Genomic DNA, 26,992 nt, shown 5'->3' with positions numbered 1-26,992 from the left:
CGCTTATACGAATAACTTCGTATAAGCGTCTGTGTTTTATTTTATAGCTTGATAGCCACCATTAATATTAATTAAATTCGTAAATCCTTGCTGTTCTAGAATACTCATTGCTATAGCACTTCTGACACCTGATTGGCAATGTACATAAATTTTTTCGTTTTGATTAAATGGAACGCTTTTCTTTAATAGTTTTCCAAAGTGTATATGTACCGCCTCTTTAAAGTGACTTTCATTCCATTCTTTATTCGTACGTACGTCTAGAATATTAATTTTCTCTCTATCTAACTGTTTAAATGATTCCGGAACAATCTTTTTGTATGATTTACCATTTACTGTGTCCACATATGTCGTAACTTTATCAAAACCAATCATTTTTAAATCATGCGCTGCTTTTTGTACCGTCTCAAAATCACCAACTAATTGCAATGGTTTTTGATAATCTAAATACCAACCTGCAAAAGATAAAAATTTCTTGTTGTAAGGAATATTAATACCATCAGAAAGATTTTCTGCATAAACTTCTTTAGGTCGAATATCTATTGCACGTTCTTTAATTTCATCTACCGGTGTTACAATATTATGATGCATTAATGCTACACCATCACGATTGATACGCTTCATTTCAGCAAAATAATACGGTGGCTCAGGTTGTTCACTAGTTAATGCTTTAATGAATACTTGTTCTTCATTGATCTGGAATGCCCAGCTGTTTGCACGCTCATATCCAAGTGTCGTCATGGGAACTGCACCTAACGATTTACCACATGCACTACCTGCACCATGTCCCGGCCATATTTGTATGAAGTCTGGAAGCTTATCCACCTTTTTCAGTGATTGAAACATTTGTTTCGCACCTGTTTCTGTCGTATTTTTAATACCTGCTGCTTCTTCAAGCAAATCAGGTCGCCCTACGTCACCAACAAAGATAAAGTCCCCTGTAAATAGTCCCATTGGTACGTTCATTCCATTATCATACAGGAGAAAACTAATACTTTCAGGTGTGTGCCCAGGAGTGTGTAACACTTCAAGTTTCACATTCCCTACTTTTATAACGTCTTCTTCATGAATAATACCTGCTTTAATATCTTGATATGTCCAATCTTTACCACCATGTCCTGATACAAAACCTTGTGCTCCCATGTTAATCACTTCTCTAATACCTGAAGCAAAGTCCGCATGAATATGTGTCTCAGTTACATGTGTAATACGTAGTCCTTCTTGTTCTGCAGCTTCAATATACGGAGTAATGTCACGCAGTGGATCGATAATGATTGCTTCTCCTGTTTTTTGACATCCGACTAAATAAGAATATTGCGCGAGTTGTTCATTAAAAAATTGTTTGAAATACATAATGTCCCTCCTAAATAAATAAGTTTAAGTTTGATTGTTCAGTATCACCTAAGTATGTTGCAACGCCGCCATATTCAACACCATCAATAAGTTCTTCTTTTGTTATCGCCATAATATCCATGCTCATCGTACACGCAACCATCTTAACACCCATCGATTGCGCTTTTTCAATCATTGTTTCTAAAGAATCTACTTTCTTCTTGTTCATGACGTGGCGAATCATTTTTGCACCTGCACCACCCATATTCATTTTAGAAATCGGTAGTTTACCTGCATGCTTCGGCATCATCTTGCTGAACATTTTATCGAGTCCTTCTTTTGCGACAGTCACGCCCGGTTTCTTAATGACATTTAGACCCCAGAACGTAAAGAACATCGTCACTTCTTTACCATATGACGCAGCACCAGTTGCAATGATAAATGATGCTAACGCCTTATCAAGATCGCCACTAAACACAACCATCGTAGCACCATTTTTCGTTTCAACGAGTTGATGACCATCCTTGTCGTTCAGCACGTTAACGGGTAAATCGTTTCCCTTTTGTACTACTGCGACTACTTTGCCATCCTTTGTTTCATTGCTGATCATTGTATTTCCTGTATTTTTTGCCCACGCTTCGATATCGGTACAGAAACCAAAATCCGTTACGTGTATTTCGAGTTGTTCACCGTCTTTCATTTCATCCATATTCTCTTTTACTTTAAGGATTGGTCCTGGGCATTGCAGACCACTCGCTTCTATAACGCGTCTATCTTCATTTTTCATGAGTTGCTCCTTTATAGTTAGTTTTTCATTCTGCACTTGTTCAACTGCTTTTACTTCCGGTGGATTTACCTTTTCATTCATCGCTTTGTAATGTTTATAACCTCCATCTAAATTCACAACGTTAAAGCCATTATTCTGTAATATACGTGCAGCGTTATAACCACGTTGACCAACTTGGCAAAAAATCGCTACCGGTATGTTTTTATCAAGTTCATCCAGACGATTGCGCAATGTGCCAAGTGGTATATTCTTTGCACCTTTAATCGTCCCCATTTCATATTCAATCGGTTCTCGTACATCTATTATTTGCTTATAATGGTTAATTTCATCATATTGAATAAGCTTCATATCATCTTCAATTACATTTTGTGCAATGTAACCAACCATGTTTACCGGATCTTTTGCTGAAGAGAATGGTGGTGCGTATGCAATTTCAATTTCTGATAAACGTCTAATATCCTGATTAAATGTCATTGCACTTGCGATTAAATCTATTCGCTTATCAACACCTTTGCGACCAACAATTTGAGCTCCATATATTTTCCCTTCCGGACTGAATAACGCTTTAATCGTCATTGGTTCTGCACCAGGATAATATGTTGCATTTGATTGGCCTGATACGTGTACAACACGATAATCTAACCCTCGAGCCTTAAGAGTACGCTCATTAAGACCTGTACTTGCTGCATTTAAATCAAATACTTTTGCAATAGCAGTACCAATTGGTTTTACTTTTTCAATCTGTTTACCATTTAAGTGGTCAGCAAGTAAGCGACCTTGACGATTCGCTATCCAGGCAAGTGGAATATGAACATCCTGCTCTGAAATTTTATGTGTCACTTCTGCAACATCACCGATAGCATAAATAGCTTTAATTGAAGTTTCAAATACATCATTTGTTTTGATTGCACCTTTAACACCTGTTTCAATGCCTGCTACTTCTGCAATTGTCGATTCAGGTACAACACCGATAGCCATAATTACCATATCACTAAAAATTTCTTCTCCATTTTCTGCAATGACACTTTTCTCGTTTATCTTTTTAATGGATGAATTTAATTTTAAATTGACACCTTTCTGAACCATATGCGCTTCTAATAATTTTGTCATATCTTTATCCATGCCAGGCATCACTTGATTACCAAGTTCAAAAAGTGTTACATCAATTCCTAGAGCATGTAAATTCTCTGCCATTTCTAACCCAATAAAACCTCCACCTACGACAGACGCTGTTTTTACATTACGCTCGTTTATATAAGATTTTATTTTATCCATATCCGGAATATTTCTTAAAGTTAAGACATGGCTTTGTTTTGCACCTTCAATTGGTACCTCAATCGCACGTGCTCCCATCGAAAGAATAAGAATATCATAAGAGGCTTCTTCAACACCGTGCTCTGTTTTAAGTACGACTGTTTTATTATCCGGATTGATTTGAGTCGCTTCTGTATTGGTTCTGACGTTAATATTCATACGATCATTCATCAGTTCAGGTGTTTGAATTAATAATTTATCTCTATCTTTTATTTCATCACCGATGTAATAAGGTAATCCACAGTTTGCAAATGATACATGCGGACCTCTTTCAATAATAGTTATCTCATCTTGTTCATTTAATCGTCTTAAACGTGCTGCTACAGATGCGCCACCTGCTACACCACCAATAATCATAATTTTTCTCATTTTGTTTCCTCCTCATTAAATACCTATAGGGGTATAATAAACCATTGTTTATCAAGTTGTCAAATACCTATATGGGTATTTTTAATATTTGACACAATACCTAGAGGGGTATATAGTATGAATATCATGAATTACGAAAGAAGGTATAATATGAAATACGATAAAAATCAGATTAATCGTCTTAAACGACTGCAGGGCCAATTGAACGGCATCCTGAAAATGATGGAAGAAGATAAAGAATGTAAAGATGTCGTAACGCAGCTCAGCGCATCACGCAGTGGGATTGAACGCTTAATAGGCGTTATTGTAAGTGAGAATTTAGCGCAATGTGTTAAAGATAGTGTAAAAAACGAAACAGATACTGACGATCTTGTAAAAGAAGCAGTAAATCTATTGATAAAGAGCAGGTAAATAAAATGAATACAATTACAGTGAACAGTTTAAAACAATTACTTGAACAAAGTGCAGAAATCAAGTTGATCGACGTAAGAGAAATAGAGGAATTTGAAGCAGGACATATTAACGAAGCTATAAATATTCCTTTGTCTGAACTGGATCAGCATGTCGATAAATTTAACAAAGAAGATGACTACATTATTATTTGTCGTTCAGGTAACCGAAGTGGTATGGCATGTGACTACCTGCAACAATTTGATATTAAGACGACAAATGTCCAAGGCGGCATGATTGAATGGACACGTCTTTAATTTTAATCCTCTCTTTAATTGGGGCATTTGGTGCATTCATATCAGGACTTGTCGGAATCGGTGGCGCTATTGTAATTTATCCGATGCTGCTATTTATTCCGCCGATATTCGGCTATAAGATAACACCTGAAATTGCATCCGGACTTACGGCAGCACAAGTATTCTTTAGTACGCTGAGCGGCAGCATGAGTCAACGCAATAATCCTGACCTCAATAAAGGGATTATTGTACCAATGGGAGCAGGTATATTACTTGGAAGTTTAATCGGCGCATTTAGTGCTTCAATATTTGATGATTCATTAATCAATATCGTCTATACATTTTTAGCGATACTTGCCGTTTTCTTAATGTTTGTCAAAGTAAAACCAGAGAATGAGCACACAACTTTTAATAAAATTGCACTATTTATCACCGCACTTGCTATAGGAATACTCTCAGGAATCGTTGGTGCAGGGGGTGCATTCATCATTGTTCCGGTATTGCTTGCAATTTTTAAAGCACCTTTTAGAAGTGTTGTTGCGAGTAGTATCGTGATAGCATTTATCTCATCAGTTGGCACATTCATCATGAAGTCGATGACAGGACAAATCGATTTTATGATGATGTTACCGCTTGTCATTGCAAGCTTGCTATTTGCGCCAATTGGAACGAAAGTATCAAGAAAGACAAACCAGCAATTATTAAGGGTAATACTAGCATTCTTAATTGCACTTGCAGCAATTAAGATGTTAATGAATATGATATAAAAAGCGTGAAATTGGCATCATACCAATTTCACGCTTTTAATCTGCCTCGAATTTGGCACCGCGCCAATTTCTCACTCACTATTTCAAATAAATTGGTCCACCTGGTCCAACTGGTAGCCCTGTGAAGTACCATGCAATTAGTAAAATAGTCCAGAATATACCGAATGCGATAGAGAATGGCATTAAAGCTGCAATCAATGTTCCTAATCCTATATCTTTAACATATTTCTGAGCATATGATAATAACAATGGTAAGTAAGGCATCATTGGTGTTATCGGATTTGTAACAGAGTCTCCTACCCTATAAATTAATTGAGTAAATGCAGGATGAAATCCTAATAACATAAGCATAGGTACAAGTATAGGTGCTAAAATTGCCCATTTAGCAGAGGCACTACCTATCAACATATTAATAAACCCCGATAAAAATAATACACCTAGTATTAATACAACACCGTTTTGACCTTCAAGTGCTTCAGCGCCTTTTATAGCAATAATCGTTCCTAATTTACTCCAATTAAAATACGCAAGCATTTGTGCTGCAAAAAATACGATAACGATTAATGGCCCCATCGTACTCATAGACTCACCAAGCATTTCCGCAAACTTTTTTGTACTACGCATCGTTTTTGCTACAAATCCATATACAATTCCAGGTATAAAAAACAACAAAGTAATAATAGGAACAATACCATTCATAAATGGTGAATCTTCAATTAAGCTTCCCGTCTTAGCATTTCTTAACAATCCATCTTCAGGTATTGATATAGCAGCGATTATCACTATCGTAATAACTAATGCAATATTTGCAATAATCATTGCTTTTCGCTCTGTAGGCGTTACTTCATTTGATGCATCATTATCGTTACTCTGATATAATCCGAATCTTGGAACTGTAATTTTCATTGTGACTATCCACGTTACAATTAATAGTAATATTGTAGATACACATAAAAAATAATAGTTCATTGCGGCATTTACAGAAACACTATCATCAACAAGTTTGGTAGCTGGTTCTGTGAAAGACACAACCAATGCATCACTCATACCTAACATAATACTCGCAGAAAAACCACCTAAAGCAGATGCATATGCCATTACGAGACCCGCAACCGGATGATATCCAAGTTTGATAAATACCATCGCAGCAATCGGTGGTAACACTATCGGTGCTGCATCCCCTGCAGCATTTCCGAGAATCCCAACAATTATGATAACAGGAACGATGATCTTACGAGGTGTTCTCTCAATTGTATATTTCATCAACGTCTCAAAGTATCCCGTTTTTTCAGCGATACCTACTCCAATCATTACTACGAGTACTAATCCGAGTGGTGGAAAGGTTGCAAAATTATTTACCGCTTCTGATATAATTTTCGCAATACCTTCAGGCGTTAATAAATTTACTGCTTTAATTACTTTTCCATCTGCAGGATTCTTTGCTGATACACCCATTTGTCCCGTCACAAATGAAGCTATCAATATAATTAAACATAAAGACATAAAGATAACGACTGGATCTGGAAGTTTATTTCCTGACTTCTCAATCACATCTAAAAACTTATCAATGAAACTCCTCTTCTTTACTGATTGTTCCTTCATCTCATCTCCTCCTAATTATTTTAATTTTCAGAATTTATAAAGTGTATTTTACATAACTCACAAAATTATTTCAACAAACAAAAAACAGAGAAGGAACAAAACTTCCTATTTATTAATAAGCAATTCTATACCGATAATTCTTTAAATGGCTTACTTATTATAATCTTAATAAAATTTTTGATAGAATTCATACAGAAAAGCCAGTGACTGAAAGAGAAGTATTAATAAAAAACTAGTTTAATAAGGCGCATCGACCACTTTCTTTCCAGGATAAACGACCTGACTTTGATTTTAAGAAAATAATAATTGGGTTAAAATGCATCAAATGTAATTCTTCAAAAATTGATATGTCAATTCACATCATTAGTGTAAATAGTTGTAATTATGTATAATAAACTTTGTAACATATTACATTATTTAGGGAGGATTATTATGAAAAAAATGAGTTTAGTTGCACTTTTATTTGTCTTTTTATTAGGTGCTTGTGGTTCAGGTGGCGAGTTTAAAGGCAAAACATTTGATGTAGATATTATGGGTAGTAAAGATACACTTGTTTTTGAAAATAATGGTACGGTTAAACCTAAAGATGATTCTAAAAATGAAAAGATGAAATACGAGTTTAAAGATAAGACTTTAAGTTTAACAGATGATAAAGGTACTGAGATGGATATAGAAGTTGAGAAAAAAGAAGAAGGTTATTACGAAGGTAAGATCGTTAAAATGGTCATAGATGGCAAGGAAAAAGATGAAGAATTAAAAACACTCAATGAACACAAAAAAAATATAGTAACATTTAAAGAAGTAAAATAGCTCTAATAAAACAAGCTGGATTAGTAATGTTACTAATCCAGCTTGTTTTAGTTATTACCCACTACTTCTGATCTTCTTTACTTACTTTCTTTTCTCCTGGCTTTAGTGTAAGCTGTTCTTTAACTTTTTCATTCATCGGACCATCGAGCGATGATTCGGGCATTTTCTGAGTTCTTTCACTTGTCGTGTCTTTATCGACCTTCATGTGTATCCCTCCTATACTTTTGTATAGTTTGTAATACCCTTTAAGCATAATATTAAGCACACTATTATTGTTGAACTATTTTAAGTGGTACTTTCACTTCTTTATCAACTTTCTTACCTGTTTTAATCTGAGCAATCGTTTTCACTGCACTTTCACCCATTAAACTTGGTTGCTGTGCAATGGTTGCATCAAGTTGTTTGTTTTTAATTGATTTCATCGCATCATCATTACCATCAAACCCAATTACAAGAATATCTTTCCCTGCAGTTGCTTCAATTGCCCCGAGTGCCATCTCATCATTATGTGCAAAAATTGCTTTAATATCTGGATTTGACTGAATCATATTCTGTGTGACATTTAATCCTTCTGCGCGATTAAATTTAGCAGTCTGTTTTGCAATAACATCTAATTTTTTATCTGCAACATTATGGAATCCTTGTCCACGTTCTCGTGTAGCACTTGCTCCTGGAACACCTTCCAACTCTCCAACTTTAGTACCTTCTCCTAACTTATCGACAATTAGTTTTCCAGCCATTTCTCCACCTTCAATATTATTTGAGGCGATAAACTGTGTTACTTTTCCTTTATCTACTGAACGGTCTAAAGTAATAACTGGAATATCCTGATTATTAGCATTTTGAACAGATGCAGATATTGCTGCTGAATCTGTCGGGTTAATAATTAAGAAATCTACTTGTTGTTGAATTAAATCGTCAATATCATTTGATTGCTTCGCTGAATCATCTTGTGCATCTACAACTTTAACTTTAAAGCCGTGTGATTTTGCTTGTTTTTCAATACCTTCTTTCATTTTTACGAAGAATGGATTGTTTAACGTAGATAGACTTACACCGATTGTAATATCTTTATTATCTTTTTTTGTTTTATCTTCTTTTAAATATGCAGGTGGTTCTAAACTGCATGCTGACAAAATGAGTAATGAAACGATTATAAGTGCGATTAATTTCTTCATAGTTTACGCTCCTTTATTTCTTACGGTCGATTAATACCGCAATTAGAATAACAATACCTTTAATTACTTGCTGATAAAATGATGATACGCCGAGTAAGTTTAATCCATTGTTTAATACACCGATAATAAGTACACCGATTAGCGTGCCAAAAATACGTCCTTTTCCACCTGAAAGTGATGTACCACCAAGCACAACCGCTGCGATTGCATCTAACTCATACGAAGCTCCAGCTGTAGGTTGTGCTGAATTTAATCTTGAAGTTAATATGCCACCAGCAATAGCTGCCATCAACCCAGAGATTGAATAAATCATAACTTTAACTTTATTAACTTTAATACCAGAAATAAATGCTGCTTTTTCATTACCACCAATTGCATAAGTATGTTTTCCGAAAATCGTTTTATGCAGTATAAAGTATAACCCTGCAAATGCAATAATCATCGTTACTGCTGGTACTGGTATTCCGAAGAAATACCCTTTACCAAACATTTGGAACGGGATACTATCACCTAAGTTAGTAATTGGATTACCATTTGTGACGACGAGTGTCAATCCTCTGAAAATTGTCATTGTTGCAAGCGTTGCGATAAATGGAGCTATTTTGCCTAATGTAATGAGTACACCGTTAATTGCACCAAGTACTGTTCCAATTAATGCGCCAATACATAAGGCTAATACCGGATCAACGCCACTCGTAATCAGAATTGCTGTTAGTGCACTTGATAACGCTAATATAGAACCAACACTTAAATCAATTCCACCTGTTAAAATAACAAATGTCATACCGAAAGCAATAAGTGCATTAATCGATACTTGTCTCAATAAATTAAAAATATTGCTCGGTGCAATAAAACTATTATTGAGTACTGTAATAATGATTACTAAAATCAGTAATCCAAGTAATGGTCCAAGCTTTTCTATAATATTCGTTTTATTTGCTGCTTTACTATTCATTGATTTCGCCTCCTGTAGCGAGTGTCATAATATTTTCCTGGGAAATATGCTTGCCTTTTAGTTCACCTTTAATCTGACCTTCCTGCATTACGTACACACGATCACTAAGTCCAATAATCTCAGGCATTTCTGAAGATACCATTATGATGGATATACCACGCTCCGTTAATTCATTCATTAAATTATAAATTTCACGTTTTGCACCAACGTCAATACCTCGTGTCGGCTCGTCCAATATCAATACTTTAGGTCCATTACCTACCCATTTTGCAATTACAACTTTTTGCTGGTTACCTCCAGATAATGCGCCAACGTTTAAATTCTTATCTGATTTAATCGACAATCTTTGCTGCATTTGGTCTACGAACAGTTCAAGTGGTTGATTCACAATATAACCATTCTTTGTAAAACTTTTTAAGTTAGCCATCGTCATATTATCTTTAATCGATGCATCAAGTACGAGCCCTTCATCTTTTCGATTTTCTGTAATCAGTGCTAATCCATGTTTAATAGCATCACCTGGATTTTTAATGGTTACACTTTTCCCCTCAATGACTACTTCTTTCACACCACGATCTATTCCAAATAAACTACGCATAATTTCAGTGCGACCAGAACCCATCAGTCCACTAAATCCGAGAATTTCACCTTTTCTTAAATTGAAATTAATCCCTTTCATACCGAATGTATCATTTGAAAGTGCTTTAACTTCCAGCAGTATATCTCCTGGTGTAACAGTTCGATCCGGAAATTGTTGTTCTAAACTTCTACCTACCATTGCATGTACGAGTTCATTATATGTTGTATCTTCCGTATGTTTATGCATCACAGAAACACCGTCACGCATAACTGTTATCTCATCTGAAATTCTGAATATTTCATCCATACGGTGGCTGATATACACGAAACTTACACCTTCTGATTTAAGCTGATTAATGAGTTCAAATAACTTATCAATTTCTTTATCCGTTAGTGCTGCTGTCGGTTCGTCCATAATAATCACTTTCGCATCAGTCATTAATGCTTTAGAGATTTCTATCATTTGCTGTTCTCCGATTGAACAACTGCCTGCAACTTTATTTAATGGTAAGTGAAAATCTAATCGATTAAATACTTTTAAAGCTTCTGCTTTCATTTTTTTATCATCTGTTTTACCAAAATTTGTCGTCAATTCTTTACCGACAAATAAATTTTCAAGTACGGTCATTTCTGGCCAAATATTTAATTCCTGATGAATAAACTGAATACCTGCTTGTTCAGATTCCTTTGGTGAATTGTAATTTACACTTGTGCCATCAACAAAGATTTCACCGTTATCATGTTGATGTATACCCGAAAGAATATTCATCAGTGTTGACTTCCCAGCACCATTCTCACCCATTAAAGCATGTACTGTCTGATTGTTAAGTGAAAAGTCGACGCCTTTTAGTACTTTGTTTGCACCAAATGCTTTATGAATATTTGACATTTTAATCATTGTCGCACCTCCTTAAAAATTAACACCGCTTCTCAATATAATATTGGCATAAGGTGTTGCTTCTCCCGTTCTAATAACTACTTTTGCATCTTTCGTCAATGCTTTAAATGCTTCATGTGATACGAAATCTTTATCATGATGCAATACGTTTTCTACTGATTGCAATGTATTCATATTATGTTCTTTTATTTCTTCTGCTAATGTATAGTGTTCAATCACCATATGCTCCGCTATAATCTTTAGAACATCAATAAAGCTCGGAAATCCATGTTTTAATGCAAGATCTATCTTATTAACACTAGATGGAACTGGTAATCCACAGTCTGCAATTACGATTGTATCTGTATGACCAAGATCACTTAATACTTTTGAAATATCACTATTTAAAATTCCCGTCTTATACATTACGCCATATCCTTTCTATACGGCATGCCACCTTGTGCACCTAAGCCACCGACTGATATACTTGCTGCTTTATTAGCAAATTGTAATGCTGCATCGATATCTTTACCTTCGCTTAACGCAACTGCAAACGCTCCGTTAAATGTATCACCAGCACCAGTTGTATCAACTACTTCAGCTTTTAAGCCAGGTACACGCTTTAATTCGCCATCATAATAAACAGCACCTTGTGCACCTAATGTTACAATCATTTGCTTCGGATATTGTTTAATTACAGATTCAAAGTCTTCACCGAATAGTTCTCGAACTTCTGTTTCATTCGGTGTAAAGTAAGATACCTTATTTAAAAGTGATGTATCGATCTGTACAAAAGGCGCTGGATTATAAATCGTTGTAATTCCAAGTTCGTGCGTACGATTAATAATATATTCAGTAACTTGAACAGGAATCTCATTTTGAATAACGACGATATCCGACTGTTCCAACTTACTTAGCACAACCTCAACTTGTTCAATTGTTATCTTAAAATTGGCACCAGGAACTACAATAATAGAATTATCGTTATCCTCTAACGTAATATGTGCGGTACCACTCGATTGATGTGTAACCGTTTCCACATTGTCGATATTTACGTGATTTTCTTTAAAATTGTTTAAAATCATTTCACCAAATGTATCATCTCCAACTGCACCTACCATGTACACTTCTGCACCTAATCGACTCGCACTCACTGCCTGATTAGAGCCCTTACCTCCAGTTGTCATAAAGAACGACTCACCGAGTATCGTTTCTCCTTTCGCAGGTTGTCGATGACTTTTAACAACGAGATCAACAGAAGCACTACCAATTACAAAAATATTTCCCATCTTAAACACTCCTTGTACTATTTCTTTTAATTAAATGAACATCTAATTTTATATTCTGTTCCGTTTTTTCATTGTGAAGTAACGCTATCAGTTGCTCACATGCAACTTTACCAATTAAATATGCTGGCTGATGAATTGTAGTTAAACTCGGATAACAATATTCACTTAACTGAATATCATCAAAACCTACTACTTGAACCTCTTCAGGGATTCGTACTCCATGATGCTGCAGCATCCCCATTACTTGTATGGCAATTAAATCGTTGTAACAAATAATACCGTCTACTTTATTGTATTTAATATAATCTAATAATTGTTGATCATTAGAAACTTCTTCTCCATTCATAACTTCATATGCAACTTTAGACTGCTTGAATATTGAAACTGCGCCTTCTCGACGTTGCTTAAATGAATTAAACTGCTGATTGCCTTCAATGACAAGTACACGTCTGCATTGTCTATCAATCAAGCATTGTGCCTGTAGCACACCGCCTTTAAAATGATCAGCTGCTATTGAATGATGTATCGAACCTGTACGGTCTAACATAATGTGCTCCATTCCAGTTTTACGGATATAGTGTTCAGCATCGTCAAACATTAATGCCGAAGAGATGATGCCTGCACAGTTATGCATATTGAAAGTATCAACATATTGTCGTTCTTTCTCTTTGTTCTGATCACTATTACCAATTACAACATGAAATCCTTTTGCTGAGGCCGCATCTTCTACGCCTCTTGCTACTAAAGTAAAAAATGGGTTACTTATATCAGGAAGTAATAAGCCAATTATTTTTGATTTTTTTGTAAAAAGTGTACGTGCAGTCTCGTTTGGTTGATAATTCAAAACTTCGATTGCACGATTTATTTTCTTTAGCGTGTCTTCATGTACATAACCCGAGCTATTCATTGCACGTGATACTGTAGCAACAGATACACCTGCTTCACGCGCGACATCTTTAATTGTTGGCATCCTACCACCTCCATGTGTAACCGATTACATATAGAATATCACGTAAAGTAAGCGTTTGCAATTATTTCAAAAAAAGACACTCGAACATATGATTATTCGAGCATCTTTGTTTATGTCTTTTCTATCATATTTACCAGTTTCATACTACTTTTTGCATGCTTTGGAGGCCACTTGCTCTTATCACTAGCTTTCTTTTTCCATAAATTTAACTTAAACAGTGAACTTCACGTCCTTTATGTTTTATAACTAAAAAACAGTGTAATCAATTTTTATTTATATCTATTTCATATCCTAAATCTTCTAACATTTTATAATCCAGTTCATTCGGTTGACCGTTCGTAATTAAATAGTCACCGACAAAGATTGAATTCGCAGCCTGCATTGCAAGTGGCTGAAGTGACCTTAAGTTTACTTCACGCCCTCCGGCAATACGAATTTCCTTCGTAGGATTGATTAACCTGAAAAGTGATAAAATTCTTAAACAGCGTTCTGGCGTTAAATTATCTTCATTACCAAACTTAGTCCCCTTCACAGGATGGAGGAAGTTGACTGGGATACTATCTGCATCGATTTCTTTCAGTGCAAATGCCATATCGATTATATCTTCATCTGTTTCCCCCATACCACAAATAACTCCTGAGCATGGTGAGATATTGTTTGCTTTCATAATTTCAATAGTGTTTACGCGATCTTTATATGTATGTGTTGTTACAACTTCATCATGGTAATTTTCACTCGTATTAATATTGTGATTATAACGGGCTACACCAGCCGACTTTAACTTTTTCGCCTGTTCGTCATTCGTCAGACCGAGACAAGCACAAATCTTAAGCTGCGGATGTTCATGTTTAATCGCTTCTACAGTATGCGCGATATGATCGACCTCTTTATCACTCGGACCACGACCACTCATAACAATACAATACGTTCCGATATCATGGGTAGCACAGAAGTCTGCACCTGACTTTATCTGATCTTTGTCAACAAGCAAGTACTTGTCCTTATTCTTCATCAGCTTAGACTGACCACAATAACCACAGTCTTCCGGACAAATCCCACTCTTCGCGTTCAGAATCATATTGAGCTTCACTCGACGACCAAAATAATGCTTACGTACTTGATATGCTTCATGTAATAAGTCATATGTATCTATATTATTATCGACAAATAACGACAATGCTTCTTCCTTTGAAATACTTTCCCCTTTAATAATACGTTGTGCTAACATAAAATCCCCCTTGTATACATTTTCAATATAACTGTACCATTATATTGTAAACTAATTTTAAATATAAGTTAACAATCATTGCAAAAAATAAACGAGCCATCGCCCGTTTATTTAATCACTGTTCCATTTTCTGAATCGAAATATTTAATTTTCTTGTCATTGATTGAGATGCGAATCTTATCACCATTTGCAAGCGATACTTGCTCCGAAAACTTAGCGATACATTTCTCTCCATTAATCATGAAGTTAACGACCGTCGTATCACCTAACATCTCGCACGCAGTGACAGTAACGAGTGTGCCCGTTTCATCACACACTACATCTTCCGGTCTGAATCCTACATCTATCGCGCCTTCAGCGACCGGCATGTTGATCGGTAAGTTAAAATCACCGAAATGGACTGCGTTACCTGTTACATTACCACGCACAATATTCATTGCAGGAGACCCCATAAAATTCGCAACGAACTTATTATTGGGCTCATTGTAGATTTCAAGTGGTGTGCCGATCTGCTGGATATGTCCACCATTTAACACCATGATACGATCACTCATCGTCATCGCCTCAACTTGGTCATGCGTCACATAAATCATCGTCATACCGAGACGCTGTTGTAACTGTCGTAACTCAACACGCATCTGTCCACGCAGCTTTGCATCTAAGTTTGATAACGGTTCGTCCATTAAGCACAACTTCGATTCACTGACAATCGCACGCGCTAATGCCACACGCTGACGCTGCCCACCAGAGAGTTCGCCTGGTTTCTTCTTCAAGTAATCTTCTAAACCTACAAGCTTAGCCGCTTCCATCATCTTATCATGACGTAATGCTTTAGGTACTTTACGATTTTCTAATGTGAATAAAATATTTTTTTCAACAGTCATATGCGGATAAAGTGCATAGTTCTGAAACACCATCGATAATGAACGATCTTTAGGATGCAGCTGATTTGCAAGCTGACCATCAATATACAGTTCACCTTCAGTAATATCCTCTAGCCCTGCAATCATCTTCAGCAATGTACTCTTACCGCACCCACTAGGCCCGACAAGTACGAAAAATTCACCATCCATAACTTCAAAGCTCAAATCACGTAAAACCCATTTATCTTTACCGTAAAGTTTATGAATGTTAATAACTTTAAGCATAATTTGCCTCATTTCTACAATGGTCTTATCTCTTTATACCATTTTTATACCCTTTATATCCATTAAAGAATGGCTGTTCTTCGCTATATTCAGAGTAACTCCAACTTGAGATATCTACAATTTTGCATTGTTGGTCTTTATCATCTTTATCGAGGTCATCACAATTAAATCCATATGTTTCTTTGTCTGTCTTCACATACACATCGTATAAGTAATTATTAGCTTGCCGATTATAACGATTTACTGAAGGTTCAATACTATAAATAATACGTGTTTTTTCTAACTTTTTAAAATCTTCACTATAAATAACTTTCGTTGTCATCTCTCCCAGCCTTTGACGATCTTCATCCGTTGGCTGTGACCAATAATTAATAACTTCACTCGAAATTAAATAAGCTAATAATGGTATAAATACTGCAATTAGCACTATTGAAAACATTTTATAGAAATCATATCTCTTATTCATAATTTTATGTAAAAATTTTGTAGCAAAATATATTATCAAAATAGCAAATGCAATAAATAATATAAGAATTGTATATTCCATATTAGTCTCCTTATTTCTTTAACATGCTATTTTTTTACAGTAATTCAGCTGTTTAAACAGCTGAATTATAACCTGAAATAGAATAAATATTACACAGATCACCTTTTATTATCATGCTTATTTCTTGAGTGCAAGCACCAGCTCCGAAGTGTATGCAACCGTCACAATACTTGCTAATATCGCAAAGTTCTTACGTCCACCTACTATTGCTTCAATTTCTTTATGTGTTTTCTTATTCATAAAATACACGTAAATATATCCTAACGCATTCGCACTATAGATGAGTTTCGCAATAGACTTACTCATCCCAAGATGATTAAGACGTCTGCTAAATACGCTGTAAGTTGGAATGAATGACAGTACAGCAAATGCAGTGTACAGTTTATTTATCGGTGTCGGGATAAACTGATCCCCAGGCTCTGTGTCATAGTTTTCTTTGTCTGCTGCCATCAATAATGAGAAGAACGCCACATGCGCAAGTGTTGGAAACCAATACTCAGAACGACTTGCTTCTTCAGTTGTATTAAGTGCATAACGCCAGTAGTTTAAATAGTCTTTACAAACATTTGTCATTAAAATCACCCTTTCTTTTTCTTACTACTATTATGTAATATTTTCCATGTAAAAGACATATTAAAATATATTATCCATTAAAAAAGATGAGATAAATGATCATCTCACCTTAATTTTTTATAACGTATCCCACGTAAATATATAATTATCGAATTTCATCGCTTTTAAATCTTCAGATTTCATTAGAATATTGCTGATCCCTGCGTCTCCCCATGCAATTTCAACACCTTCATCGTCATCTGTGTCAATTTGAAGTAGCAGCTGATCATAGACTTGAAGCTCTTCCTCAAATTCTCGTGGGTCTTCTTGTGCAAAGAATGGAAACCCACCAAGTTGATGCATTGGTTGTTCTGGTGCTAACGTTTCAAAAATTGCTTCAAACACTTCTTCATACCCATCATATATAGACTCGACTTCCATATCAGGATTCACTTCATTCCAAATTGGTACCGCGATTTCCTGGAAACGATAATCTACTGGTGTAAGCATTTGTTTTTCTAATGAATATGAAATTTTAAAAGCTCCGCCGCTAATCGGTGTTTCTTCAAACTCGAACTGATTAAAGTATGATTGAATCTCTTCCAATGTCAGTGCAGTACTTACATCTTCTATAAAAATCAACTTAGAGTTCCCTATGTCTTCCAATGACTCAATCCCCATACCATAGCCTTCGTCATTGCCGCTCACCCAGAATTGTAATAAACCTTGATTTACCGGGAATACGCTTTGACCTTCAGGTAATTCACTTAAGTTAATTTGTGCGAGTAACATCATCGGTGCGTTCTTTACATCTACCGGAATGTCATCCAATGATTTTAAAAACGGTACACCGCCAATTTTACTTTGTTCAAGCGTTTCATTTTCTAATTTAGAAAGGTTCATTCGTACATATTCTTGCGTTGGAACGTCGCTATCTTTTAATGCGTCAATAAACTTCTTATACGCTAATTGCTCACCTTCCGGAATATCACTTACGTCCTGAATATTTAACAATCGAAACAACTCCTTCACAAATTTTTACTACAATTATAGTTTAAGGTATATGTATATTAAATTCTAATGATATCATATATAAACATCTTGTTAACAACCGTCCAGCAACAATGAACATCGATTTTTTATTATAATAAAAAAAGAGTGAAAGGGGTTACAACTATGATTTTAAAAGAAAAATTGTTCAAAAAATTAGAAGAGAAAGAAGCACGTATGTTAGAAATCAGACGTCACTTACATGCGCATCCAGAGTTGTCGTTTCACGAGGAACATACTGCAGCGTTCATCCAACATTTCTATAAGAATAAAGACGTTCCCATACATACGAATTTCGGCGGTGGTCATGCTGTTATCGTCGATATAAAAAGCGGTAATCCTGGAAAAGTTATAGGACTGCGTGCAGATTTTGATGCACTCACAATTCATGAGGACACGATGATGATCTGTGCGAAATCTCTCGGTGAAGTAGTACTGAACAGGTTAGCGAAATGACCAATATTACAACACGTGCTACAGAATTATTAAAGGAAAGCTATGGCGACAATAGTGCATTCAGAGAGGGTCAGTTAGAAGCAATACAGGCGATTATGAAAAAAGAGAAGACGCTCGTAATTCAAAAAACCGGCTGGGGTAAATCAATCGTTTACTTTATCGCAACGAAATTATTACGAGAACAAGGTGCAGGTCCTGCAATTATTATTAGTCCACTGTTAGCTTTAATGCACAACCAAATTGAAGCGGCGGCAAAGCTTGGACTGAACGTAGTAACAATTAATAGCAACAATCGCGATAAATGGGATGAGATATACGCGAACTTACAGCAAACAGATGCAGTTATTGTCTCTCCCGAGAAGTTATCAAGTCCGGACTTTATAGAAGCGTTAACGAACTTACGCGACATCGAACTCATCGTTGTAGATGAAGCGCATTCTATATCAGACTGGGGACATGACTTCAGACCTGATTATCAGCGTATCGTGCGCCTTCTTAAAACATTGCCTGATTCGATTGCAGTACTCGGTACGACAGCGACAGCTAACGACCGTGTAATTGAAGACATTAAAGCACAACTCGGTCACGACTTGAACGTGTTCCGTGGTGACTTAATGCGTCATAACATTTCTATACAAGTAAACCCTGTACAAAGTAAGGCAGAACGACTGGCATTTGTCACAGATGCATTGACACACCACCCTTTTTTAAGTGCGCAGCAAGGTATCATATATTGCTTAACGAAACGTGAATGTGAAGACGTGACAACATTTCTACAGCAACACGATATTTCATGCGAAGCTTATTACTCCGGCGTTCAGAATGCACTCGGTGAAAGTATAGAGCAGGAAGTACTGGAACGTTTCCATACAGGACAAACGCGTGTCATCGTTGCGACAGTAAAACTTGGCATGGGTTATGATAAGGCGGATATCGGATTCGTTATCCATTATCAGCTCCCGCAAAACTTAATCTCATATTACCAGCAGATTGGACGTGCTGGACGAAATGGCAAACCTGCACTTGCGATACTATTACATGGTGATGAAGATGAAGAAATTATTAAGTCCTTTATCGATAGTGCATATAAGGATCCATCACTACTGAGCGACATATTAAAACTAATTGCAAATTATCCAAAAGGACTATCACGTAACGAGATTCTACAACACTTCAACTTGAACGTTACAAAACTTTCAAGCGTGCTGAAGTACTTATTCGTGCATGAATATATCTATATGGATAAACGTAAGTATGTCATAAACCCGAATGAAACATTTGATGAACGAGCGAGCAAGAAACTACAGCAGCAATTAAACGACACACGCATCGTTGAACTCGATAACTTAAAACGATTCGTAAACTATGACGGCTGTTATATGCAATATATCGCAAATGAACTGGATGCCCCTGATTTAAAAGAAAAGTGCGGCAAATGTACACACTGCAAAGGACGAATATTCATCCCAACACGTGAGGACAATCCGTACCTCGAACAAGCAACAGCTTATAAAAACAAACTGCATGGTGAAATCGAACCTCGTAAACGTCACGCAAACAATAAGAAGTTAGATGAAGCATTACGTTACATGCCAGGATGGACGTATACGACAGATCCTTATTCACCTATCGGCAAACGCTTTATGGCAGAACGCGCAAACCAGCATTACAGTGAGAAGACGATGATCACAATTAGTAATTTCCTGGCAGAACACATTCAAACACATCAAATCGATACGATTGTACCAGTCCCGAACAAGCGCTATCCAGCACTCGTCAATGAACTCGCACAATACATTGCACGCGAACATGGATTAAATTACGTAGAGGCACTGGACAAAACACGACCAGGACATATACAGAGCGATATGCACAACTCTATTATGCAAGAACAAAATATTACAGACACACTAGCACGCAATGAATCAGCAGATATAACAGACAACACCATACTCCTCATCGACTCAATCGTTAACTCACGCTGGACGATGACAGTTGCCGCTTCACTATTGTTACAACAGGCGAATGCAGTCTATCCGTTTGCGTTAGTGAATGTTGGGGGATAAAAATTAAGAGCACGCAGTATATGCGTGCTCTTAAACTTTTGATAAAGACCTCTTTGGAGATGAAGTCTGCAGTCTGACTCAAGCCATAAATATGGGGATTAAATTTTTTACAACATGCATCTTATCCTAAATCACAATCCACTTCCCATACTTCTCTACCATTGTTTCAAAGTAAGTCATATTTTTCTCCAGACAAGTATTTACTGCTTCTATAATTTGTTCATCAGACATATTCCTTGTATATGTTTTAGTTAATGATTCACCAAATCCTTCTTTGTACTGTTTCAATTTCAATTCAACTTCAGCATTCATGATATTCCCTCCATATTATTCAAAAGTAAGGTTCTTGTTCACTAAAATACTAGTTAATGCAGCATTACCCTTTCAAAGAACAATCTCCCTCAATATTCATTTATCCGAGGGAGATATCATTATTACTATTAGTACTATTATTGAATGTTAAATTATCCGCTGACGGCACACGTAACAACTCATAACGTTCACTGACTAACGCATACCCTTGTCTTTGATACATTTCTCTCGGCGCGTCATTTCCATCAGCAATTAAGATAACCTGCTTACTAACTTGTGATGCATAACGCCATACTGCTAGCTGTAATGCCGTCCCAACACCTTGCTTACGCATCGCATCGAGCACATATAAATCATCTATTTCAATATACTTTGCACTTTCCACCGCATTAACTTTACCTGCAGGAAATCCATGCTGATACGCTACAAACTGTAATATTTGTGGGTTTAATACATCACGTCGATGTGTGCGTGCTTTCAGATCTGCAAATTCTTCACCGTACTCTAAATCCCCTTCACGACAAACTTCAAGATAATCCAGGAACACATCATTTTCCTTCAACACCTGCACTACTTCAATCTCAGTATCTTTAGATTTCGGCATCTCTTTCAATAAATAAAGCTCCATCTTTTCAACAGTAAATCCTAAAGCCTTTGCCTTCTCCTGCAATGCATCATCCAGTACTTCTTTTTCAGGGAATATAAACAGTGCATGCTTTTGTCCACGTTGTTCATGAAATGCCTTTTGTCTTTCATAATCATTCATAAAAGTATCAACATCCGGCATCACTTTATACTGAAAATAATTGGCGTAATATTTAATCAGCTGATTAGGTGTGTGGTAATGGATATATCTTTCATTAACTTCATATACATCAGCATCATTATGTGTATTTGAAAAGCTAACTTGAAACGTATCTTTATTTATATTATGTTCCCCCATATAATCATCCCCTCATCCATTTAGGTCTATCATACTAAAATGTATTAAAAAAGACTCGAATCATCAGATACGTTCGGATAATTCACTTTTGCCTTGACCTTCATCAGAGTGAATACCTGTACCTTATATTTCTGTCCAAACCACTAGTAAAATATTACTTTTTTGAAGTAAAATAAAATTAAATTATTCAAGGATGTGATATATGTGGCATTTATTATAGTAGCTGTAATAATTATCTGCCTTTTTGTTTCAATTGAATTTCAAAGTAAACTAAGATTAGATAAGTTTTATAATCAGCCTTTTAGTGTTCTAAAAAAAACGTCCTTTCTCACCGGCTATGATTTAATTCTAATGTTAATAATGTTATTAATAATTATTATTCAAATTAAATATGACTTATTATTTGTAACTCAAGCAAATTTTAATCTCATGGAGATATTAAATATGGCATTCGTTGTACTTGGCTTATATGGTGTATATATTAGTTTTTTACAATTTATCGTGAGCTTTTCGAGTGATACTCAATCAAGATATTTAGGTAGAAGTCGTGCTGTCATCATTATTGAACAAAATCCATATATTCAAATCACACGAAAAATTGTATTTTCAGCAATACTATCATTTCAATTTCTCCTGCCTTTAATTATTTATTTTTGCTTTAAACTTATACCAAAGCATATAAAAGAAAATGAAATGATTTTCACAATACTTTCCTCAACGTGGCAAGCAAGTCTAGTTGTTCTATCAATTATTTTTATTTTGTTGATAATAAAGAATATTGATATTCCGATTAAAGCACTTCTTATTAATGAGCAGATAGAAGAAAGCGAATCGTTTAATCGATTGATTATTAGATCTCTTATTAATGAATTTAACAACAAATTCTCTAGAGTTTCGGAAAACAAAAAACTTAACTTAGTTGAAAAAGAAAAGGAAATTTTCATATATATTAACAACTTAATTTCAACCGTTGAACCACATGAAAGAGATATAGTAATTACAGAAGTTTTATATAATAAAGAACTTTATAAGTATTTAAACAGTAACCTTGAATCTGCTAAATTATATCATCAAGTAAATATTAATAAATTTAGTAAAACTTATATTAACAAATTATCACATCAGGAAAAAAATGATTTTCTAATACAAGAACTTGAATTATTTAATCATTTCCAATTAAAGATATTAGATAATTATCACGATGATTATCTGACAGTATTTTCAACATTTTATTTCGACTCTCTCCAAAATAAAAACTTTAATTTAATAGATTTACAAAATGATCAATTAATTCATAACGTTATTAAAGAGATATCAGAGCATAAGAGATTAGGAATTCTCGTCTCAAAATTAAAATTGCTAATTAATCATTGTATCAATTACGAAAATAATCCGTCTGATTATTTCTCAGCAATAATTTCTGAGCCATATGTTAAAAATTTGAATCAGGAAGATACATTGTTACTATTTGAAGATATATTCTTAGAAGTCGTATCCTTAAATAAATACTTATATAGCAATGGAGAAATATTATCATTAAAAGATAATCAATATGATTATAACCATATATTAGTAGATTTATTCACCCATAACTATTTTCATACAATGAATACACTGATTCAAAAAAATGAAACAGAATTTAATTATGATACCTATATTGAATATAACGATGATTTAACTTTAATGTATACATGGCTATTTTATTACCGTTCATTACAAATAGGATCTAACTCTTCAACAACACACAGCGTTTTCTACGAAACTTTTTCATCTTTGATGGAATCTCACTCATTTCCAATAGAAGAGTATTATGATAGTGTTAATGAAATGGGGTCCTTCCCAGTATATAATATAGACTTTATAAATAAGCAATTCATAGATATTCTCAATGAAATTCAAAACTACAGTATATACACATGGCCATTTGAACCTGAAATGTATGCTGTTCATATATTAAACTCTGATATAGAGTATTTTCCAATCGTCGATGAATCCATTATTAGTGCATTCAAAAACATATTGAATTATGTTAATCATGCTATTGAAAATAATGATTACCTGGATTATATTTCTCTCATCAAACAAGCTTATCCTTTAGATGTATCTCTAAATCCCTATATTACATTCATTAATATTTACTTAGAGAAAACTGATAACTATAAGAAGATTAACTTGGATGAACTTAAAGTATTCGATTATTTAATAGAAAATGATTTTCTAGATAAATTTATTAGAGAAATTAAATTTAAATTTAGCTTAAAATATTTAAATTCAAATGAATTGATGTATCAATACCAATCACTAGCTTTGAAAATACTTCAATATATGCAAGAGAAAAAAGATAATAATCCTTTCCAAATTGAGCAATTATATGAAGTTGGATTTGATTTGTCAAAAAGAATTTATAGTGAATATGATAACTGGGATATACTTTATGTTAATAAATTAACAGATAAATCTTATCATCACTTATATAAACATCCTTCAAACAGAATATTACTAGCAGAAGCAATTTTAACGCGTATTCATAATAATTTTGAATTAACCGATCTTGATGATTACATTGAAAATTATGTTGAAAAAGATAATAATAAGGAATTTATCTACAAAAAAATTAATACTTTTATTAATGAATATAACAATAAACAGGACAGTCTTTAATCAAAGGCTGTCCTGTTTATATTTGCGAGTCCATAATAATCCACTTCATTTCAGACACACACTTTTATCACAAAAATATGGCTAAATCACGTTCCTTTGCTGTTGAACAAATGAATGCGCTACTCATCAAGAACTGGAATAAGACTGTTTCAGAATAAGACGCCATCTACATTACAGGCGATTTGTTTTATCCTGTTTCCATAGATGAAGTAAACGCGTTCCTTAATACGCTTAACGGAAGGAAACGTCTTGTAATTGGAAAAAGTGATAAGCATTTTAATAAGGATCACTTTCAGGAAATCAGTCATCTTATAGAATTTAATTATGCACATATCACCTTTATATTCATGTTCTAGAGTAGTTTTTTTATTTAATTAATTCCTTTACCAGCTTCCCATCTACATATTTATACGTCCCTAGCACCTCTAAATCTTTATTTCTATAGTTGACATAAAAGCTATTGTTTTTCTCATCCAACTTAATATCATCCCATATATACTTAGGATCCAATTGCGTAGTACCTTCCATCGCAATAATCTCATTATAAATTCTTTCTCTTACTGTTTGATTCGTCATTTTTTCTTCTCGCTCCGTTTCCTCATACGATGGCTTTTCGCCGATTTCCACCATATCTGCGAGTTCTTTTAATGAACGAAGATGTTTCTTCTCGTTAAAGAAAGATTCAGTATTATATCTAATAAAGCCATTATTACTATTATTTAAATCATAATACCCGCTTTGCGTACCACCAATAACTGTTTCATTATCAGTAAATGCTATAAATGAAATAGCATTCGCTTTATTTGGATGGACGATATAAACTTTAGCACCTTGCGGAATAATATTCTCATAATGTGGTGTAAGAACAAGCTTATAAAACTTTCTTACTTGTGGCTCTGGCGGCACCATTTTTGTATATTTACCTGTTAATACTTCTTTACCTGATACAATAAATTTTTCCGCTTCCGGATGCATAAATGCTAAAGCAATCTTTGTTTTCTCGTCCAATTTTATATTTATTTCTTCATTACCCTTCTCTTTTTCTTCAGGTGATGAAGGTTCAGCTTGACTCGCTGTTGATTTTGTATCTGCTAACTGATCTTTCTTTTGTTCTGATTTTTCTTTATTAGTTGTTGATGATTTTTCTTCACTTTTCGATTGAATTGATGATTTCTCTTCATTTTCCTCTTGTTGCTGTCCGCATGCAGTTAGTAATAACGTAGAAATGAATAAACCTGTTAGTATTTGTTTCATATTTCCTCCTAGTTGTCATTTTTATTATTTTATTACTTCCATACTCCTAAATTATAATATTATTTACTTATATTGTTAATAGTATATAAATAAAAACTCAAGCCATTGATATGACTTGAGTTGAAAGTATATATTATGCTTCGTCCTTACGATTCATATATAAGTTTAAATCTGTTTTATCAGCATCATGTGCTAATGCTTCTTCAATCATGTCCTGAGCTTCTAATAGCTTAGCTTTTTCGAAGAATGGCACTGCGATGATGTAATCATTACCAGCACGTTGAATAGCAAGTGTTGTTAATATTCCACTACCAAATAGACCAACACCAATTAATCCAAAAATTAAGAAAGACATGAAACTATTACTGATTTGAGATAGTCCAATAAACATGAAAATTATTCCAATAATCATTGGCATAATTTTATAACTACTGTTAATTTGAGTAGCACTAATATTCTTTAATGGGATTGTTTGATTGTTACTACCTGCAGGAATAAAACCTAATACTGTATTAGAGTTTTTAATTTTTACGAAACGAGTATCTGTTTCCACCTGACCTTTAATCCAAAACATAATAAGAGATAATGCAAATGATACTTTTCTGTTCATACTTACTACTCCTTTTAACATATTTTTTAATACAATATAATTTTACAATAAATAAATATTACATTCTACCCAAATAGTAATAAACAACATTACTTTTACTTATTTTTAGTTATTTTTAGCAACTTTTACTAATAGATACAATAAATAATATATTGTAATATGTTTGTTTTTTAATTTGGATACATTTACAAATTTCATTAAAGAGCCGCCATATTTAGTCTAAATATGGCGGCTCCTAAAATATAATCTTATATATTTTCTTACTATTACTTAACCTTATATTTAACAATCTTACTATCATTTCCTGCAGCATCCATGAGCTGAATTGTTAATACTCTTCCTCGTTTTTGTTTACTCATCTTCACGAAGAAACGTCCATCTTCATTAGTAATAGCTGATCCTAAAAAAGTATCTTTATAATACACACTTACTGTAGTTCCTACTTCACCATTACCACTTAGTTTTTTCTTATCTTTACTCAAGATTAATTACTTTGCAGCTGCTGGTGGTACGTTATCCACTACTTTCTTTGTTACATAGCCACTGCTATTTCCTGACTTATCATAAGCTGCAATGTGCACTTCTTGATTATGTTTACTTAAAACTTGTATGAAACTATAATCCTTTTCACTCATTCATTATCTACTTGTCAC

27 protein-coding genes and 1 pseudogene are annotated in these 26,992 nt (G+C 34.5%); 7 read left to right on the top strand and 21 right to left on the bottom strand.

Annotated elements, in window-relative coordinates:
- Window positions 1-36: 36 nt before the first annotated feature.
- Together LAU42_RS02365 and LAU42_RS02360 are read right to left on the bottom strand one after the other, a co-directional pair.
- The gene (locus LAU42_RS02365) at window positions 37-1,350 is read right to left on the bottom strand and encodes an MBL fold metallo-hydrolase (RefSeq protein WP_224184097.1); all 1,314 of its coding nucleotides are present in this window, start codon (window positions 1,348-1,350) and stop codon (window positions 37-39) included.
- Between the two features lie 10 nt (window positions 1,351-1,360).
- Complete coding sequence (locus LAU42_RS02360) at window positions 1,361-3,799, bottom strand: CoA-disulfide reductase (RefSeq protein WP_224184096.1); 2,439 nt, start codon at window positions 3,797-3,799, stop codon at window positions 1,361-1,363.
- Window positions 3,800-3,949: 150 nt separating this feature from the next.
- Here LAU42_RS02360 and LAU42_RS02355 point away from each other — a divergent pair, with 150 nt between their 5' ends.
- Genes LAU42_RS02355 through LAU42_RS02345 form a run of 3 tightly spaced genes read left to right on the top strand, consistent with a single transcriptional unit; the run spans window position 3,950 to window position 5,252 of the window.
- On the top strand, window positions 3,950-4,210 hold the full coding sequence (locus LAU42_RS02355; RefSeq protein ID WP_224184715.1) for a metal-sensitive transcriptional regulator: 261 nt from the start codon (window positions 3,950-3,952) through the stop codon (window positions 4,208-4,210).
- A gap of 5 nt (window positions 4,211-4,215) precedes the next feature.
- Window positions 4,216-4,506 (top strand): rhodanese-like domain-containing protein, encoded by a 291-nt coding sequence (locus LAU42_RS02350; RefSeq protein ID WP_224184095.1) that lies wholly within the window; start codon window positions 4,216-4,218, stop codon window positions 4,504-4,506.
- A complete protein-coding gene (locus tag LAU42_RS02345; protein WP_224184094.1) occupies window positions 4,491-5,252 on the top strand; it encodes a sulfite exporter TauE/SafE family protein in 762 nt (253 codons plus the stop codon). Before LAU42_RS02350 ends, LAU42_RS02345 begins: the two co-directional genes overlap by 16 nt.
- Window positions 5,253-5,330: 78 nt before the next feature.
- Here LAU42_RS02345 and LAU42_RS02340 read toward each other — a convergent pair whose 3' ends face one another.
- Complete coding sequence (locus LAU42_RS02340) at window positions 5,331-6,854, bottom strand: AbgT family transporter (protein WP_224184093.1); 1,524 nt, start codon at window positions 6,852-6,854, stop codon at window positions 5,331-5,333.
- Window positions 6,855-7,286: 432 nt separating this feature from the next.
- Between LAU42_RS02340 and LAU42_RS02335 the strand changes: the two genes are divergently transcribed.
- Window positions 7,287-7,664, top strand: coding sequence for a hypothetical protein (locus tag LAU42_RS02335; protein ID WP_224184092.1), 378 nt, complete (start codon window positions 7,287-7,289; stop codon window positions 7,662-7,664).
- 61 nt (window positions 7,665-7,725) lie between these two features.
- On the opposite strand, the gene LAU42_RS02330 is transcribed toward LAU42_RS02335, so the two are convergent.
- The 12 genes from LAU42_RS02330 to LAU42_RS02275 all read right to left on the bottom strand — a co-directional run bounded on the left by LAU42_RS02330 (window position 7,726) and on the right by LAU42_RS02275 (window position 18,001).
- Complete coding sequence (locus LAU42_RS02330) at window positions 7,726-7,869, bottom strand: hypothetical protein (protein ID WP_224184091.1); 144 nt, start codon at window positions 7,867-7,869, stop codon at window positions 7,726-7,728.
- A gap of 64 nt (window positions 7,870-7,933) precedes the next feature.
- Window positions 7,934-8,842 carry a D-ribose ABC transporter substrate-binding protein gene (locus LAU42_RS02325; protein ID WP_224184090.1) on the bottom strand — a complete coding sequence of 303 codons (909 nt, stop codon included), beginning with the start codon at window positions 8,840-8,842 and terminating at the stop codon, window positions 7,934-7,936.
- Between the two features lie 13 nt (window positions 8,843-8,855).
- Window positions 8,856-9,797, bottom strand: coding sequence for an ABC transporter permease (locus LAU42_RS02320; RefSeq protein ID WP_224184089.1), 942 nt, complete (start codon window positions 9,795-9,797; stop codon window positions 8,856-8,858).
- Window positions 9,790-11,274 carry a sugar ABC transporter ATP-binding protein gene (locus tag LAU42_RS02315; protein WP_224184088.1) on the bottom strand — a complete coding sequence of 495 codons (1,485 nt, stop codon included), beginning with the start codon at window positions 11,272-11,274 and terminating at the stop codon, window positions 9,790-9,792. The genes LAU42_RS02320 and LAU42_RS02315 overlap by 8 nt, the downstream gene beginning before the upstream one ends.
- A gap of 12 nt (window positions 11,275-11,286) precedes the next feature.
- Entirely contained in the window at window positions 11,287-11,679 is a 393-nt protein-coding gene (gene rbsD / locus LAU42_RS02310; RefSeq protein ID WP_224184087.1) for a D-ribose pyranase, read from the bottom strand.
- A complete protein-coding gene (gene rbsK / locus LAU42_RS02305; protein ID WP_224184086.1) occupies window positions 11,679-12,542 on the bottom strand; it encodes a ribokinase in 864 nt (287 codons plus the stop codon). Before rbsK ends, rbsD begins: the two co-directional genes overlap by 1 nt.
- 1 nt (window position 12,543) lies before the next feature.
- Entirely contained in the window at window positions 12,544-13,512 is a 969-nt protein-coding gene (locus tag LAU42_RS02300) for a LacI family DNA-binding transcriptional regulator (protein ID WP_224184085.1), read from the bottom strand.
- Between the two features lie 262 nt (window positions 13,513-13,774).
- Window positions 13,775-14,740: a biotin synthase BioB gene (bioB, locus tag LAU42_RS02295; protein WP_224184084.1), complete on the bottom strand. Its 966-nt coding sequence runs from the start codon at window positions 14,738-14,740 to the stop codon at window positions 13,775-13,777.
- Window positions 14,741-14,847: 107 nt separating this feature from the next.
- Window positions 14,848-15,888: an ABC transporter ATP-binding protein gene (locus tag LAU42_RS02290; RefSeq protein ID WP_277602378.1), complete on the bottom strand. Its 1,041-nt coding sequence runs from the start codon at window positions 15,886-15,888 to the stop codon at window positions 14,848-14,850.
- 25 nt (window positions 15,889-15,913) lie between these two features.
- Window positions 15,914-16,354: a hypothetical protein gene (locus LAU42_RS02285; protein ID WP_224184082.1), complete on the bottom strand. Its 441-nt coding sequence runs from the start codon at window positions 16,352-16,354 to the stop codon at window positions 15,914-15,916.
- A gap of 198 nt (window positions 16,355-16,552) precedes the next feature.
- Window positions 16,553-17,008, bottom strand: coding sequence for a DUF805 domain-containing protein (locus LAU42_RS02280; protein ID WP_133419385.1), 456 nt, complete (start codon window positions 17,006-17,008; stop codon window positions 16,553-16,555).
- A gap of 117 nt (window positions 17,009-17,125) precedes the next feature.
- Window positions 17,126-18,001: a YwqG family protein gene (locus tag LAU42_RS02275; RefSeq protein WP_224184081.1), complete on the bottom strand. Its 876-nt coding sequence runs from the start codon at window positions 17,999-18,001 to the stop codon at window positions 17,126-17,128.
- A gap of 162 nt (window positions 18,002-18,163) precedes the next feature.
- Between LAU42_RS02275 and LAU42_RS02270 the strand changes: the two are divergent.
- Window positions 18,164-18,436: pseudogene (locus LAU42_RS02270) on the top strand (amidohydrolase); the annotation flags it as partial.
- Window positions 18,437-18,489: 53 nt separating this feature from the next.
- A complete protein-coding gene (locus tag LAU42_RS02265; RefSeq protein WP_224184080.1) occupies window positions 18,490-20,559 on the top strand; it encodes a RecQ family ATP-dependent DNA helicase in 2,070 nt (689 codons plus the stop codon).
- 126 nt (window positions 20,560-20,685) lie between these two features.
- On the opposite strand, the gene LAU42_RS02260 is transcribed toward LAU42_RS02265, so the two are convergent.
- A complete protein-coding gene (locus LAU42_RS02260; protein ID WP_224184079.1) occupies window positions 20,686-20,871 on the bottom strand; it encodes a hypothetical protein in 186 nt (61 codons plus the stop codon).
- Window positions 20,872-20,971: 100 nt separating this feature from the next.
- The gene (locus tag LAU42_RS02255; protein WP_224184078.1) at window positions 20,972-21,814 is read right to left on the bottom strand and encodes a GNAT family N-acetyltransferase; all 843 of its coding nucleotides are present in this window, start codon (window positions 21,812-21,814) and stop codon (window positions 20,972-20,974) included.
- Between the two features lie 444 nt (window positions 21,815-22,258).
- Between LAU42_RS02255 and LAU42_RS02250 the strand changes: the two genes are divergently transcribed.
- Window positions 22,259-24,475 carry a hypothetical protein gene (locus LAU42_RS02250; protein WP_224184077.1) on the top strand — a complete coding sequence of 739 codons (2,217 nt, stop codon included), beginning with the start codon at window positions 22,259-22,261 and terminating at the stop codon, window positions 24,473-24,475.
- Between the two features lie 366 nt (window positions 24,476-24,841).
- Here the strand turns inward: LAU42_RS02250 and LAU42_RS02245 are convergent, their stop codons facing one another.
- The 4 genes from LAU42_RS02245 to LAU42_RS02230 form a co-directional block, all read right to left on the bottom strand.
- The gene (locus LAU42_RS02245; protein ID WP_224184076.1) at window positions 24,842-25,729 is read right to left on the bottom strand and encodes a hypothetical protein; all 888 of its coding nucleotides are present in this window, start codon (window positions 25,727-25,729) and stop codon (window positions 24,842-24,844) included.
- A 133-nt stretch (window positions 25,730-25,862) separates the two neighbouring features.
- A complete protein-coding gene (locus LAU42_RS02240; protein ID WP_164953056.1) occupies window positions 25,863-26,339 on the bottom strand; it encodes a hypothetical protein in 477 nt (158 codons plus the stop codon).
- 266 nt (window positions 26,340-26,605) lie between these two features.
- Complete coding sequence (locus tag LAU42_RS02235) at window positions 26,606-26,821, bottom strand: Ig-like domain-containing protein (protein WP_224184075.1); 216 nt, start codon at window positions 26,819-26,821, stop codon at window positions 26,606-26,608.
- Window positions 26,822-26,827: 6 nt separating this feature from the next.
- The gene (locus LAU42_RS02230; protein WP_224184074.1) at window positions 26,828-26,974 is read right to left on the bottom strand and encodes a hypothetical protein; all 147 of its coding nucleotides are present in this window, start codon (window positions 26,972-26,974) and stop codon (window positions 26,828-26,830) included.
- Between the last annotated feature and the right edge of the window lie 18 nt (window positions 26,975-26,992).

Source organism: Macrococcus armenti (assembly GCF_020097135.1).
Lineage (GTDB): Bacteria > Bacillota > Bacilli > Staphylococcales > Staphylococcaceae > Macrococcoides > Macrococcoides armenti.
The sequence above is the reverse complement of the archived record's forward strand: the minus strand, read 5'-3'. Positions and strand labels throughout refer to the sequence as shown.